Genomic DNA, 13,735 nt, shown 5'->3' on the forward strand with positions numbered 1-13,735 from the left:
GAGCGCCCCAAAAGGCACTGCCGCCAGCGACGCCCTCGTTACCACGCTCCGCGTGGTAACGCCCTCTTCGACGCTCCGCGTCGTGCGGAACGAAGGCAACCACGCCAAACATCCGCCACCGCCCCGGGCAGGACGCAGAGCGTCCAAGGCGGTGGGTTACGACGCGGAGCGTCGTAACCAGGAAGGCGAGCTCCCCAAAAGGCACTGCCGCCAGCGACGCCCTCGTTACCACGCTCCGCGTGGTAACGCCCTCTTCGACGCTCCGCGTCGTGCGGAACGAAGGCAACCACGCCAAACATCCACCACCGCCCCGGGCAGGACGCAGAGCGTCCGAGGCGGTGGGTTACGACGCGGAGCGTCGTAACCAGGGAGGCGAGCGCCCCAAAAGGCACTGCCGCCAGCGACGCCCTCGTTACCACGCTCCGCGTGGTAACGCCCTCTTCGACGCTCCGCGTCGTGCGGAACGAAGGCAACCACGCCAAACGTCCACCACCGCCCCGGGCAGGACGCAGAGCGTCCGAGGCGGTGGACTACGACGCGGAACGTCGTAACCAGGGAAGGGGCAACGCCTCCCCGGCCGGACTCACGGCCGGCCGTGGGCCGCCAGCCCCATCAACGCGCGGATGTGCTGCACCACCGAGCGCCCCAGCGCATCCGGCCGATAGCCCCCCTCCAGCGTGGATACGATCCGCCCCCCGGCATGGCGGGCGGCGAGCCGGACGATCTCACGGGTGACCCAGAAATAGTCACTCTCCAGCAGATGCAGCCCCCCCATCTCGTCCTCGAAGTGGGCATCGAAACCGGCACAGACGAAGATCATCTGCGGCGCGAACGCCTCCAGTGCCGGCAGCCAGCGCTCGCTGACCGCTTCCTGGAACTCCTCGCTGTAGCCCCCGCCGGTGAGCGGCGCGTGGATGATTCGCGGATGGCCCTCCAGCAGCGGCGTGTGGGGGTAGAACGGATGACGGAAGGTGGAGCAGAAGAGCACCCGTTCATCGTCGCGAAACATCACCTCCGTACCGTTGCCGTGGTGAACGTCGAAGTCCACCACCGCCACCCGTTCCAGCCCATGGGCCTCCAGGGCGTGGGCGACGCCGACGGCCACGTTGTTGAAGATGCAGAAGCCCATCGCCCGCCCCGGCTCGGCGTGATGGCCCGGCGGGCGCACCGCGCAGAAGGCGTCGTCCACCTCGCCCGCCATGATCCGCTCCACCGCCTCCACCGCCGCCCCCGCGGCGCGCAGCGCCGCCGGCAGACTGCCCGGGCCGAACGGGGTGTCGGGGTCGAGGAAGGTACGCTCCCCACCCGCCGCCAGGGCCTCGATGCGGTCGAGATAGGCGGTCTGGTGGACCCGCGCCAACTGCTCGCGGCTCGCCGGCGGTGCATCGAAGTGACGCAGCACATTCATCAACCCCCCCGCGATCAGCGCATCCTCGATGCCGTGCAAGCGCCCCGGCCCCTCCGGATGGCCGCTGCCGTTGTCATGGCCGAGACAGTCGCGATGGGAGATATAGGCGGTACGCATGGAGTTCCCCGGTAAATGACCAACAGTGGCAACCATTCCACATCGACGAGACAAGAATTCCAACCGCTGGTTTCACCGATTGGCGCAGATTTTCGGTCTTCTCGACCTGCGTTCATCTGCGAAATCCGCGATTCAATGACGTGCTGAACCGCCACGAACGATGCAAACCGAAGCGCCACCCACTACAGTAGATCAACCGTCCAAAACGAAACTACCGAAAACCATGGCCAAACACTACCTCAACCACCTCTTCGAACCCCGCTCCGTGGCGGTCTTCGGCGCCAGCGACCGCGCCGACGCCGTCGGCGCCCTGGTCTTCAAGAACATGCTCGAATCGGGCTTCGAGGGCCCGGTCTACCCGATCAACCCGAAGCGCGACGCGGTCCAGGGCCACCCCGCCTATCCGGATCTGGAGAGCCTCGGCAAGCCGGTGGATCTGGCGGTGATCACCACCCCGGCGGCCACCGTGCCGGCGATCATCGAATCCTGCGGCCGCCACGGGGTGCGCGCCGCGGTGATCCTCTCCGCCGGCTTCCGCGAGGTGGGCGCGGAGGGCGAACGGCTGGAGAAGGCCCTGGTGGAGAACGCGCGGCGCCACAACCTGCGCTTCATCGGCCCCAACTGCCTCGGCGTGATGCGCCCCAAGCGCGGCCTCAACTGCACCTTCAACAAGGGCAGCGCCGCCCCCGGCAAGATCGCCCTGGTCTCCCAGTCCGGCGCGCTCTGTACCGCCATCCTCGACTGGGCGGCGGCCAACGGGGTGGGCTTCTCGGCGGTGGTCTCCACCGGCATCTCGGCGGATGCCGACTTCGGCGAGCTGCTCGACTATCTGGTCAACGACCCCGAGACCCACAGCATCCTGCTCTACATCGAGGGCATCCATCAGGCCCGCTCGTTCATGAGCGCGATCCGCGCCGCGGCCAGCGCCAAGCCGGTCATCGCACTGAAGGTGGGCCGCCACCCCGAGGGCTCCAAGGCGGCCCAGTCCCACACCGGCGCCCTGGTCGGCTCGGATGACGTCTTCGACGCCGCCCTGCGCCGCGCCGGCGTGGTCCGCGGCCTGCGCATCGGCGACCTCTTCTCCGCCGCCACCACCCTCACCTCCGGTTTCCGCACCGCCGGCGACAAGCTGGCCATCGTCACCAACGGCGGCGGCCCCGGGGTGATGGCCAGCGACCGCGCCACCGACCTCGGGGTGAGCCTCGCCAAGCTCACCCCCGAGACCCTCAAGGAGCTCGACGACCGCCTCCCCTTCACCTGGTCCCACAGCAACCCGGTGGACGTCATCGGCGACGCCACCGCCGAGCGCTACGCCGCCGCGGTGGAGTGCTGCATGCGCGCCCGCGAGGTGGACGGCGTGCTGGTGATCCTCACCCCCCAGGCGATGACCGAGCCCACCGCGGTGGCCGAGGCGATGGTCAAGCTCGCCAAGAACTTCCGCAAACCGCTGCTCACCTGCTGGATGGGTCAGGTGCAGGTGGACGAGGCGCGCCGCCTGCTGCGCCAGTCGGGGCTGCCCAGCTACCACACCCCGGAGGCCGCGGTGGAGGCCTTCTTCTACCTCACCAGCCACTACCGCAACCAGCAGTTGCTGGTGGAGAGCCCCGCCTCCCTGTCGCGCACCAACCCCCCCGACGTGGAGGGGGCGCGGCTGATCATCGAGGGGGCGCTGGCCGAGGGGCGCAGCGTGCTCAGCGAGGCCGAATCGAAGGCGATACTCGGCGCCTTCCGCATCCCGTGCGCCCGCGCCCAGGTGGTCCACTCCGCCAACGAGGCGCTGATCCAGGCCGAATCCATGGGCTTCCCGGTGGCGTTGAAGATCGACTCCCCCGACATCACCCACAAGAGCGACGCCGGCGGCGTGCGCCTCGGCATCGCCAACGCCCAATCGGTGCGCAACGCCTACAACGAGATCATCGAGACGGTGAAGCGCAACCGCCCCGGGGCGAAGATCACCGGCGTCACCATCGAACCGATGCTCTCCCGCCCCAACGGCCGCGAACTGCTGGTCGGACTGATCACCGACCCGGTGTTCGGTCCGGTGATCACCTTCGGCTCCGGCGGCACCGCGGTGGAGGTGATGGGCGACCGCGCGGTGAGCCTGCCGCCGCTCAACCACCGCCTCGCCCGCGACCTGATCAAGGGGACCCGCGTCTCCAGGATGCTCGGCGCCTTCCGCCACCTGCCGCCGGCCAACCTGGAGGCGCTGGAGGCGGTGCTGCTGCGCGTCTCGGAGCTGGCCTGCGAGCTGCCCCAGGTGAAGGAGCTGGACATCAACCCGCTGATCCTCGACGAGGAGGGCGCGGTGGCGGTCGACGCCCGGCTGGTGGTCAGCTACCACTCCACCACCGCCCAGCCCTACAGCCACATGGCGATCCACCCCTACCCGGTGGCACTGATCCACCGCCAGCAGATGGCCGACGGCACCGACCTGACCATCCGCCCGATCCGCCCGGAGGATGCCGAGATCGAACAGGCCTTCGTCCGCGGCCTCTCCGAGCGCTCCCGCTACTTCCGCTTCCTCCAGCCGCTGCGCGAACTCACCCCGCAGATGCTCGCCCGCTTCACCCAGATCGATTACGACCGGGAGATGGCGCTGATCGCGGTGGTCGAGGAGAACGGCGTCGAACGCGAGGTGGGCGTCTCCCGCTACGTCACCAACCCCGACCGCACCAGCTGCGAATTCGCCATCGTGGTGGACGACGAATGGCAGCGGAAGGGGATCGCCCACCACCTGATGGCGCAACTGCTGGAGACCGCCCGCGACCGCGGCCTCGACACCATGGAGGGGGAGGTGCTCGCCTCCAATCACGAGATGCTGGAGCTGGTCGGCAAACTGGGCTTCGAGATCACCATCTCGCCGGAGGACCCGGGGTTGCGACATGTGACCAGGCGGGTGTGAGGGCGCGGGAGATATACGTCGGCGATACACGAAGTCACAGCCACCCTCTCGCCGAACGCCCTCACCGACACGCCTGCGGTGGAGGCGGCGCGGACGATCAGTTTCGTGATCTCGGCGGCGGTATGCAGGTCGATCCGTTCGTTGGCTTCGGCGATACCCGGGAGGACGTCGTCCAGGTGGTGCGCCCGCTGCGCGAACACCCGCTCGAGTTCATCCTGCCCAACAAAAAAAGCCCCGGAAAATCCGGGGCTTTTTTTGTTGGGCAGGAACGGGAAGTGGGTCAGCTCGCGCAACCACATCCCCCGCTGGAGCAGCTATGCCCGGCGGGCTTGGCCGCCGGCTTGGCCGAGGAGTCCGACTCGGCGACGTTGCGCTTGCTGCCGCTCTTGAAATCGGTCTCGTACCAGCCGCCCCCCTTGAGGCGGAAGCCCGCCGCGGAGATCAGCTTCTTCAGCTCCGGCTTGCTGCACTCGGGGCAGTCGGTGAGCGGGGCATCGCTCATTTTCTGGATCGCCTCCAGTTGGTGACCGCAGGCTTCGCAGGCGTATTCGTAAATGGGCATCGGGGTGGAACCTCTCGGGAAACCGTCCTGTGACGGCGGATAGAATGGGGGCGAACCGAGGCGAAATCAAGAGGTTCCGGGCCGGTAAACCGTCCCCCTTTTGCGTTATCATCCACCGATACCGTCTCACCGAACCAAGGAAAAGAATGAGCACGATCGCCCCCCTGCCGCCGGAGGCCCTCTACCGCCCCTGCGACCCCGAGCAGTTCCCCTTCCGCACCACCGCGGAGCTGGAGGAGCTGGAGGAGGTGCTGGGCCAGGAGCGCGCGGTCTCCGCGGTGCGCTTCGGCATCGGCATCCGCCGCGAGGGGTACAACCTGTTCGTCATGGGCCCCGAGGGCATCGGCAAGCGCAGTCTGGTCCACCAGTTCCTCGACCAGCGGGCGGCGGCCGAGCCCCACCCCTCCGACTGGTGCTACATCAACAACTTCCCCGACCCGCAGCGCCCGCGCATGCTGCGCCTGCCGCCGGGCCGCGCGGTCAAGCTGCGCAAGGATGTCGACCACCTGATCGAAGAGCTGCGCTCGACGCTCCCCGCCGCCTTCGAAAGCGAGCAGTACCGCACCCGTGCCCAGGAGATCGAGGAGGAGATCAAGGCGCGTCAGGAGAGCGCCTTCAGCACCATCCGCGAGGAGGCCGAGCGCCACAACATCACCCTCATCCGCACCCCCGGCGGCTTCGCCTTCGCGCCGATGAAGGATGGCGAGGTGGTCAATCCCGACGACTTCGGCAAGCTGGAGGAACACGACCGCGACCAGATGCAGGAGGTGATGGAGAACCTCCAGGAACAGCTCCAGCGGATCGCCCATCAGGTGCCGAAATGGCAGAAGGAGGCGCGCGAACGGCTGCGCAAGCTCAACCGCGAGGTGGCCGCGGTGGCGGTGGATCACGCCATCGACGAGGTGCGCGAGCACTACGCCAAGCTGCCCGAGGTGATCGAGTTCCTCGACACCCTGCGCAAGGACATCCTCGAGCACATCAACGACTTCCGCAAGACCGAGGAGGGCGCGAGCTCGCTGCAACTGCTCGGCGGCGACCACAGCGAGCACGACTTCTTCCGCCGCTACAAGGTCAACGTGCTGGTCGACCACGGCGAGACCCACGGCGCCCCGGTGATCTACGAGGACCACCCCACCTACCAGAACCTGATCGGCCGGGTCGAGCACCAGGCGCAGATGGGCGCGCTGGTCACCGACTACACGCTGATCCGCGCCGGCGCCCTGCACCGCGCCAACGGCGGCTACCTGGTGATCGACGCGCTGAAGATGCTCACCCAACCCTACGCCTGGGAGGGGCTGAAGCGGGTGCTGCGCGCCCGCGAGATCCGCATCGAGTCCCTCGGCCAGGTCTACAGCCTGGTCAGCACCGTCTCCCTGGAGCCGCAGCCGATCCCGCTGGAGCTGAAGGTGGTGATGCTCGGCTCGCGGATGATCTACTACCTGCTATCGGCCTACGACCCGGAGTTCGCCGAACTGTTCAAGGTGGCCGCCGACTTCGAGGACGAGATCGAGCGCAGCGGCGAGAACGACCTGCTCTATGCCCGGCTGATCGGCACCCAGGCGCGCAAGGAGAAGCTGCGCCCGTTCAACCGCGCGGCGGTGGCGCGGATCATCGAGCACGCCGCCCGCCTGGTGAGCGACGCCGAGCGGCTCTCCACCCACCTGCGCTCGATCGCCGACCTGCAGCGCGAGGCCGACTACTGGGCCGGCGAGGCGGGGCGCAACGAGGTGGACGCCGAGGACGTGCAGCACGCCATCGACCAGGCGATCCGCCGCCAGGACCGCATCCACCGCCAGATCCACGAGGAGATCCAGCGCGGCACCATCCTCATCGACACCGACGGCGAACGGGTCGGCCAGGTCAACGGCCTGTCGGTGATCGGTCTGGGCGGCTACCACTTCGGCCAGCCGTCGCGGATCACCGCCACCACCCGCCTCGGCGAGGGGGAGGTGATGGACATCGAACGGGAGACCGAACTGGGCGGCCCGATCCACACCAAGGGGGTGATGATCCTCTCCTCCTTCCTCGCCGAGCGCTACTCCAAGAACCAGCCGCTGTCGCTCAACGCCAGCCTGGTGTTCGAGCAGTCCTACGGCATGATCGAGGGCGACAGCGCCTCGGTGGGCGAACTCTGCGCGCTGCTCTCGGCCATCGGCGAAGTGCCGGTGCGCCAGGCACTGGCGGTCACCGGCTCGGTCAACCAGCTGGGCCAGGTGCAGCCGATCGGCGGGGTCAACGAGAAGATCGAGGGCTTCTTCGACGTCTGCCGTGCCCGCGGCCTCGCCCCCGGCCAGGGGGTGGTGATCCCGGCGAGCAACGTCAAACACCTGATGCTGCGCGCCGACGTGGTGGAGGCGGTGCGCGAGGGACGCTTTCAGATCTACGCGGTGGAGCAGGTCGACCAGGCGGTGGAACTGCTCACCGGCATCGCGGCGGGTGCCCTCGACGAGCAGGGCGACTACCCCGAGGGGAGCGTCAACCAGCGGGTACGCGACCGACTGACCGAATACGCCCTGCTGCGCCACACCTTTGCCGACCTGGCCAAGGAGCACACCGACGGGGAGGAGAGGAAGGATGACGAGAAGGGGGAAGCGGATGATTGAGGAGCTGCACCAGTTGTCGATCTTCGACGGCCTGGACGAAGGTGCCCTGGAGGAGATCGCCGAACTCTGCTCGATCCGCGTCTGCGCCGCCGGCGAGGCGCTGCTGGAGCAGCACGCGGAAAACGAGGCCGACCGCGACCTCTATCTGCTGATCAACGGTCTGGTCGACGTAGTGGTGCGCCTGCCCGAGGAGTCCGAGCCCCACGAGGTGCGGCTGGAAAACCTCGACTACGAGCTGCTTGGCGAGATCGCCTGGCTGCACGGCGGACGGCGCTCCGCCACCGTCACCTGCAACCGCCCCACCGAGGCGATCCGGCTCAACGGCCCCGCCTTCATGGAGTACCTGGAGCGCAACCGGGAGGTAGGCTTCATCGTGCTGAAGCGGATGATGGAGATCATGAGCCGCAAGCTCCAGGACAACAACCTGCTGCTCTTTTTTTAACTCGATTGGCAACTGCTCGAAAAGCTGTTTGAACCGCGGATTTCGCAGATTCACGCAGATATGATCGCTCTTCCATCTGCGTGGATCGGCGAAATCCGCGGTTAAGCCGACAATCACGTTCAACCCACCGACCGGGAAGACAGGCGCATGGGCATTCTCGACGAACTGAGGCAGGAAGCGGACCAGCTCAAGAACCAGGAGCTGGAGGAGCGGCGGCGCAAGGAGGAGATCGAACGGCGCTTCCGCGAGGAGATCGACCCCAAGATGCAGCAGCTCCACGCCTACCTGCGGGAGGTGGTGCAGCAGCTCAACGTGGTCAAGCCGGAGATCCCGGTGGACTACGAGATCGCCGGCAAGCCGCTGCTCAAGGGGCTCAACCAGGGCGACTACTTCCTCGGCCACTACGCCGAACGCAAGTTCACCCTGCAGTTCGTCTGCACCCGCGAGCTGAAGCAGGTGTTCGAGATCAACGAAGCGGGCCAGATCAACCGGATGAAGGAGTACCTCACCAACAACGCGGTGAAGTACCACTGCAAGGAGCTGATGAACGACCGCCACGAGGTCTACAAGGCCACCTTCGTGCTGCTCGGGCAGGTGAAGGGCGCCCTGGAGTTCCGCGCCAACCCCGGCGACGGCTGCGTCGACCTGCTCGCCCGCAACTTCTCCTCCCTCGGCCGCGCCACCGTCTCCTTTCCCCCCGAGAAGATCGACAGCGCCTTCTGCGACCAGTTGGGCAACTACCTGCTGCGCCGCTCCAACAAGGTGCTGGAGCACCGCATCCAGCGCATGAGCGAAGAGCAGCGCGCCACCATCCGCCGCAACCTGGAGAAGGAGAAACAGGAGCGGGAGGCGGAACTGAAGCGGATCGAGGAGGAGGAGAAGGCACGCAAGGCGGCGGAGAAGGACGGCAAGGGTTCACTGCTGGGCAAGCTGTTGGGCCGGAAGGGGTAAGCCCCTCAGCGCCGCCGCGGCGGCATCTTCCGCGCGGTTTGAAAACTCACTCGCCGTAGCGTTCTAGGAAGCGTTCGACGTCGTGGCGCAGGCGCTCCAGCGGCGCTCCCCACTGGTCGGACGATTCGCTCTGCACTGCGCTTTCCAGGGCACGGGCGGCGTCGCGCAGGCCGCTGGCGCCGCAGGTGCCGGCACTGCCGTTGAGGGTGTGGACCTCTCGGCGCAGCTCCTCCCGCTCGCCGGCGTCGAAGGCGGCCTGGATCCGGCCCCAGCGCTGCGGCAGGGCATTCACCAGCATCCCCAGCAGACGGTCGGCCAGTGCGGTATCCCCCCCCACCAGGGAGAGCGCCTCGTCACGATCGTAGAGCCCGTCCCCCTCCCCGCCCGCGCCCCCGTCCCCCCCCCGCGGGGCGGCAGAGGACAGGGCGCCGCGGTCGCACCACTGCTCGACGATCCGCCACAGCTCCTGCTCGCTCACCGGCTTGATCACGCAGTCGTCCATCCCCGCGTGCATGAACTCCTCGCGCTCCGCCGGGAAGGCGTGGGCGGTGAGGGCGATGATCGGCAGGCGTTTCTCCACCCCGCCACGCTCGCGCTCCAGGGCGCGGATGCTGCGGGTCGCCTCGATGCCGCTCATCTCGGGCATCTGCACATCCATCAGAATCAGGTCGGGACGCTCCCGGCGGTAGGCATCGATCGCCTCGTTGCCGTTCTCCGCCTCCATCACCGCCGCCCCACGCAGGGTCAGCAGGGTCGCCGCCAAGGTGAGGTTGACCGGGTTGTCGTCCACCACCAGCACCCGCAACCCCTCCAGCCCCGCCGAGGACCGCTCCTCGCGTTCGGCACGCTCCTCCGCCGGTCCCGCTCCCCACACGGCGAGCAGGTGGCCACGCAGGATCTCCGCGCGCACGCTCTTCGGTAACGAGACCCGCGCCCCCTCCCGCACCAGCCGCTGGTGGATCCGCTGATCCACCGAGTTGACCAAGGTGATCAGCGGCAGGGTCCGCGCACCGATCACCTCCCGCAGCCAGCCGAGACCGGACTGGTCGACGCTCCCCTGCTGCAACCCCGCCACCACCAGATCGTAGCGGCCAGCAGAGAACTGGCGGCGGAACTGGTCGGGGTCGCCGCTGGCGGTCACGTCCATCCCCCAGGCGCTGAGGGCGTGGATCAGCGCCTCGCGGGAGCGCGGGTGGCGTTCGAACAGCAGCACCTCGCGATCGACCAGCTCCGCCGGCGGCGGCGAGAGCTCCATCTCGCCGGCGATCTCGCAACAGAGGGTGAAGGTGAAGGTGGAGCCCTGCCCCTCCTCGCTCTCCACCCCGATACTGCCGCCCATGTTCTCCACCAGCCGACGGGAGATCGCGAGCCCCAGGCCAGTGCCGCCGAAGCGGCGGGTAACCGAGGCGTCGGCCTGGGTGAAGGCGCGGAACAGCTTCGCCTGGTTGGCCGGGCTGAGACCGATGCCGGTGTCGGTGACGTTGAAGCGCAGCACCACTTGGCGCCCGTCGACCCGCTCGCGGCGCACCCGCAGGGTGACGCTCCCCTCGGCGGTGAACTTGACCGCGTTGCCCATCAGGTTGACCAGCACCTGGCGCACTCGCACCGCGTCGCCGAACAGCTCGGTGGGGACGTCTGCGGAGACCATCCGCACCATCTCCAATCCCTTTTCGTAGGCACCGGCGGCGAGCAGGGTGAACGCCTCGTCGACCACCTCGCGCAGGTTGAACGGTTCGTGCTCGATCTCCAGCTTGCCCGACTCCAGCTTGGAGAAGTCGAGGATGTCGTTGATGATCGTCAACAGGCCCTGGGCAGAGGCGCCGATGGTGCGCACGTACTCCTGCTGGGTGGCGTCGAGGCGGGTGCGCTCCAGCAGACCGGTGAAGCCGATGATGCCGTTCATCGGGGTGCGGATCTCGTGACTCATGCTGGAGAGGAATTCGCTTTTGGCACGGGTCGCCTGCTCGGCCGCCTCCTTGGCCCGCTTCAACTCGGTCTCCGCCCGCTTGCGCTCGGTGATGTCCTTGGCGACGCAGACGATGCGGGTCGGCAGGCCGTCGGGATCGTTCTGCGTCGACCAGGAGAAGAGTACCGGGATGGCATGGCCGTTGCGGTGGACGAAGTCACCGTGGAGGTCGCTCACCGCACCGCGGCGCATCAGCCGGGAAAACCCCTTCTCGCCGGAGAAGTCGCCGCTGCCGCCGGTATCGGTGGCGAACAGCCAGGTGAACGGGCGCCCGCGCAGCTCCCCCTCGGAGAAGCCGAGGAGCCGGGTGGTGAACTGGTTGACGGTGAGGATCGTGCCCGCCGCATCGAGCACGAACAGCGCGTCGCCCATGGAGGAGATGATGCTGTCGCTGTACTCCTTCTCGCCGGCCAGGGCGCGGGCGGTCTCGCGCACCTTGCCGACCAGCCCGCTGACCGTCCACCAGACCAGCGCGAGCAGCGCCAGCCCCGCCGCCGAACCCCACAGCAGCTTGCCGCGCACGTCCTCGCGGATGCGCTGGAAGAAGGCGCCGCTGGCCTGCAGCCGGGCGATGCCGAGCAGCTCGCGGTTGACCCGCGAATAGAGGGGGATCTCGGTGACGAAGCAGTCGCCGCAGTGGTCGTCGCCGCGCACCAGGTCAAGGGCGCCGTTGGCGGCGTGGACCACGTCGTAGTCCACCTCCACCGAGATGCCGCGGACGAACGGAGTGCCGGTATTGGGATCGGTGAGAATCAGGATCTCGTCCATCGCCGCGGTCAGCCACTGCGGCCGCACCTCGCCGTCCACCGGCGAGAGGGCGTCGGCCAGGGCCTGCGCCTGGGCCTGGGCGAGCACCCGCGCATTGGCCTGGGCGTTGGCGTTGAGCTGGGGCTCGAGCACCAACATCCAGTACGCGCCCATCAGCGCGGTCAGCGAACCGGCGAGGATCAGGAAGATCAGCGAGATGCGCGCCTGGAGATTGCCGGCGGCACCGGTGATGGAGGGGACCGGCCGCACGTTCACGCCGCCCCCCGCAGGCGGGCGACGGCCCCGCTCAACCGGTGGCGGCACGGAAGGGCGACGGTCGGGTGAGGCCTACGGTTCATAACGGTCCGCAATCCTCAGGAAGAAGGACTTGAGACGGATCCCCGCCTCCTGCATCGCCCGCACGTTGACCTGGGGCAGGATGCGGTCGCTGACCAGCACCCCGCCGAGCACCCCGCGCTCCACGTCCTGCTCGAACGGCGAGAAGAGCACCACCTGGCGCTCCCGCCCGACGGCGATCACCTCATCCAGGTGTTCGCCGAGACGCTGGGTGATGAACATCCCGGCGAACGGCTCCTTGGCGCGGCCGGCCAGACCGGTGAGCGGCACCACCTCCACCGCGATCGGGATGCCGCGCACCTTCTCCACCTCGCGCAGCCGCTCGGCGGCCCGTTCGGCCACTTCGCGCCGATCGCGATAGAGCAGCAGCAGGCGTAGCGGGCCGTCGCCGTCGCGCTTGCCGGCGATGTCGCGGTCGGCGGCGAGCAGCGAAGGAAAGAGTTTGACCCCCACCTGGATGCGGCGCTCCTCCTGTTCGCCGGCCACCGGATTGCCGGAGAGGGGCGCGATCAACAGCAGCGTGCAGAAAATCAGCAGCGCCCGCCGGCGCCACGCCGCCCACGTTCTCTCCCCGTCCAGCCAGATCATCGATCCATAGTCCTTAACGCCGTCCATGCCCCGTACATCGCGACCACACCGCTACCGCACCGCCCCGCCCCCGGCGACCGACGGCGGCAACAAGCGTTCGAGATAGGCCCAGCAGAAGATCAGGCCGCTGACCATCGCCACCACCGGACTGACCACCACCAGCTGGGGATGGGCGAGATAGAGCCCCGAGGTATAGAGCCCGAGGATCGAGGAGACGTAGGCGAACGCGGGCACCACCAGCACCACCTTGATCGGTGTCTGGTCGCGGCGCGCGCGATAGAGAAAGGGCGCCACGATCAGCGCGCTGCCGCCGAGGAGCACCGCGATCACCACCTGATCGACGACGATCCCCTGCGCCACCAGCCACTGGTAGCCATCGATCAGCCGTTGGAAGAGGAAGAAGGAGGGAATGATCGGCAGAAAGGCGACCAGGATCTCACCCACCACCCCTTTCCGCCGCGGCAGCAGCCAGCGCACCCCCAACTCCAGGAAGTAAAGGTAGAGCGCCAGCAGCAGGAACCAGCCGACGTAGTTCGACCACGGGATGCCGAACCAGGCACCGCCGTTCTTCCACACCCAGAAATCCATGTAGACGAAGGGCGGGTCGGCCACCAGATCGAGGCTCACCCCGAGCAGTCCGGCGAGCAGCGGGCGCACTGTCCAGTGCAACGCCAACGCCTCGGTGGTCATCACCAGGATGAACATCATGATGCCCCAGCCGAGCACCACGCCCAGTGGCATCGGGCCGGGCAGGCTGACCACCGCCTGGGTGTAGTAGTACTCGCTGTCGGGGCGAATCAGCTGCGAGTACTCCACCAACCAGCCGAAGAGCGCCGCGGCCAGCATGACGAAGGCGAGATGGCGTTGATGCTTCCAGGCATAGCGGAAGCCCAACGTGAACAGCACCAGATTGGCCAACGCGCCGACCAGATATCCCGTGCTGGGAAAAGGCAACGTCTCCATGAAAGCTCCCTGACGTCCCTTTCCGGGGCGAGACTCCGCACCGGATTTGGTTGTTGTCCCCTCCCGGCGGCGGCCGTACGGACGACCGAAACCGGCGGAGAAATCACACGCGGAAGTGACGCAACGGCC

General features: G+C 67.9%; 10 protein-coding genes. 4 read left to right on the forward strand and 6 right to left on the reverse strand.

The window, feature by feature from the left end; translation table 11 throughout:
* Positions 1-583: 583 nt before the first annotated feature.
* Positions 584-1,525: a histone deacetylase family protein gene (locus ACYQ2W_RS07010; protein WP_459864657.1), complete on the reverse strand. Its 942-nt coding sequence runs from the start codon at positions 1,523-1,525 to the stop codon at positions 584-586.
* 223 nt (positions 1,526-1,748) lie between these two features.
* Between ACYQ2W_RS07010 and ACYQ2W_RS07015 the strand changes: the two genes are divergently transcribed.
* Entirely contained in the window at positions 1,749-4,427 is a 2,679-nt protein-coding gene (locus ACYQ2W_RS07015; RefSeq protein ID WP_459864659.1) for a bifunctional acetate--CoA ligase family protein/GNAT family N-acetyltransferase, read from the forward strand.
* Here ACYQ2W_RS07015 and ACYQ2W_RS07020 read toward each other — a convergent pair.
* Both ACYQ2W_RS07020 and ACYQ2W_RS07025 read right to left on the reverse strand, forming a co-directional pair.
* Positions 4,334-4,720, reverse strand: coding sequence for a hypothetical protein (locus tag ACYQ2W_RS07020; RefSeq protein ID WP_459864661.1), 387 nt, complete (start codon positions 4,718-4,720; stop codon positions 4,334-4,336). The two genes, ACYQ2W_RS07015 and ACYQ2W_RS07020, sit on opposite strands and share 94 nt — an antisense overlap.
* On the reverse strand, positions 4,708-4,989 hold the full coding sequence (locus ACYQ2W_RS07025) for an FmdB family zinc ribbon protein (RefSeq protein ID WP_459864663.1): 282 nt from the start codon (positions 4,987-4,989) through the stop codon (positions 4,708-4,710). The genes ACYQ2W_RS07020 and ACYQ2W_RS07025 overlap by 13 nt, the downstream gene beginning before the upstream one ends.
* A 146-nt stretch (positions 4,990-5,135) precedes the next feature.
* On the opposite strand from ACYQ2W_RS07025, the gene ACYQ2W_RS07030 reads away from it, so the two are divergent.
* The 3 genes from ACYQ2W_RS07030 to ACYQ2W_RS07040 all read left to right on the forward strand — a co-directional run bounded on the left by ACYQ2W_RS07030 (position 5,136) and on the right by ACYQ2W_RS07040 (position 8,985).
* Complete coding sequence (locus ACYQ2W_RS07030) at positions 5,136-7,592, forward strand: Lon protease family protein (protein ID WP_459864665.1); 2,457 nt, start codon at positions 5,136-5,138, stop codon at positions 7,590-7,592.
* The gene (locus ACYQ2W_RS07035; RefSeq protein ID WP_459864667.1) at positions 7,585-8,034 is read left to right on the forward strand and encodes a cyclic nucleotide-binding domain-containing protein; all 450 of its coding nucleotides are present in this window, start codon (positions 7,585-7,587) and stop codon (positions 8,032-8,034) included. The genes ACYQ2W_RS07030 and ACYQ2W_RS07035 overlap by 8 nt, the downstream gene beginning before the upstream one ends.
* A 147-nt stretch (positions 8,035-8,181) precedes the next feature.
* Positions 8,182-8,985, forward strand: a complete 804-nt coding sequence (locus ACYQ2W_RS07040; protein ID WP_459864669.1) for a hypothetical protein — start codon at positions 8,182-8,184, stop codon at positions 8,983-8,985.
* A gap of 46 nt (positions 8,986-9,031) precedes the next feature.
* Here ACYQ2W_RS07040 and ACYQ2W_RS07045 read toward each other — a convergent pair whose 3' ends face one another.
* The 3 genes from ACYQ2W_RS07045 to ACYQ2W_RS07055 all read right to left on the reverse strand — a co-directional run bounded on the left by ACYQ2W_RS07045 (position 9,032) and on the right by ACYQ2W_RS07055 (position 13,606).
* On the reverse strand, positions 9,032-11,974 hold the full coding sequence (locus tag ACYQ2W_RS07045) for a hybrid sensor histidine kinase/response regulator (protein WP_459864671.1): 2,943 nt from the start codon (positions 11,972-11,974) through the stop codon (positions 9,032-9,034).
* A gap of 72 nt (positions 11,975-12,046) precedes the next feature.
* The gene (locus tag ACYQ2W_RS07050; RefSeq protein WP_459864673.1) at positions 12,047-12,643 is read right to left on the reverse strand and encodes a hypothetical protein; all 597 of its coding nucleotides are present in this window, start codon (positions 12,641-12,643) and stop codon (positions 12,047-12,049) included.
* 51 nt (positions 12,644-12,694) lie between these two features.
* The gene (locus ACYQ2W_RS07055) at positions 12,695-13,606 is read right to left on the reverse strand and encodes a carotenoid biosynthesis protein (protein WP_459864675.1); all 912 of its coding nucleotides are present in this window, start codon (positions 13,604-13,606) and stop codon (positions 12,695-12,697) included.
* Positions 13,607-13,735 lie beyond the last annotated feature (129 nt).

This window comes from Endothiovibrio diazotrophicus (assembly GCF_054657215.1).

Excerpts from the sequence above, each read along its gene's own strand:
- ACYQ2W_RS07035 (WP_459864667.1), top strand. The coding sequence starts at position 7,585 with ATGATTGAGGAGCTGCACCAGTTGTCGATCTTCGACGGCCTGGACGAA.
- ACYQ2W_RS07055 (WP_459864675.1), bottom strand. The coding sequence starts at position 13,606 with ATGGAGACGTTGCCTTTTCCCAGCACGGGATATCTGGTCGGCGCGTTG.
- ACYQ2W_RS07030 (WP_459864665.1), top strand. The coding sequence starts at position 5,136 with ATGAGCACGATCGCCCCCCTGCCGCCGGAGGCCCTCTACCGCCCCTGC.
- ACYQ2W_RS07015 (WP_459864659.1), top strand. The coding sequence starts at position 1,749 with ATGGCCAAACACTACCTCAACCACCTCTTCGAACCCCGCTCCGTGGCG.
- ACYQ2W_RS07025 (WP_459864663.1), bottom strand. The coding sequence starts at position 4,989 with ATGCCCATTTACGAATACGCCTGCGAAGCCTGCGGTCACCAACTGGAG.
- ACYQ2W_RS07050 (WP_459864673.1), bottom strand. The coding sequence starts at position 12,643 with ATGATCTGGCTGGACGGGGAGAGAACGTGGGCGGCGTGGCGCCGGCGG.
- ACYQ2W_RS07040 (WP_459864669.1), top strand. The coding sequence starts at position 8,182 with ATGGGCATTCTCGACGAACTGAGGCAGGAAGCGGACCAGCTCAAGAAC.
- ACYQ2W_RS07010 (WP_459864657.1), bottom strand. The coding sequence starts at position 1,525 with ATGCGTACCGCCTATATCTCCCATCGCGACTGTCTCGGCCATGACAAC.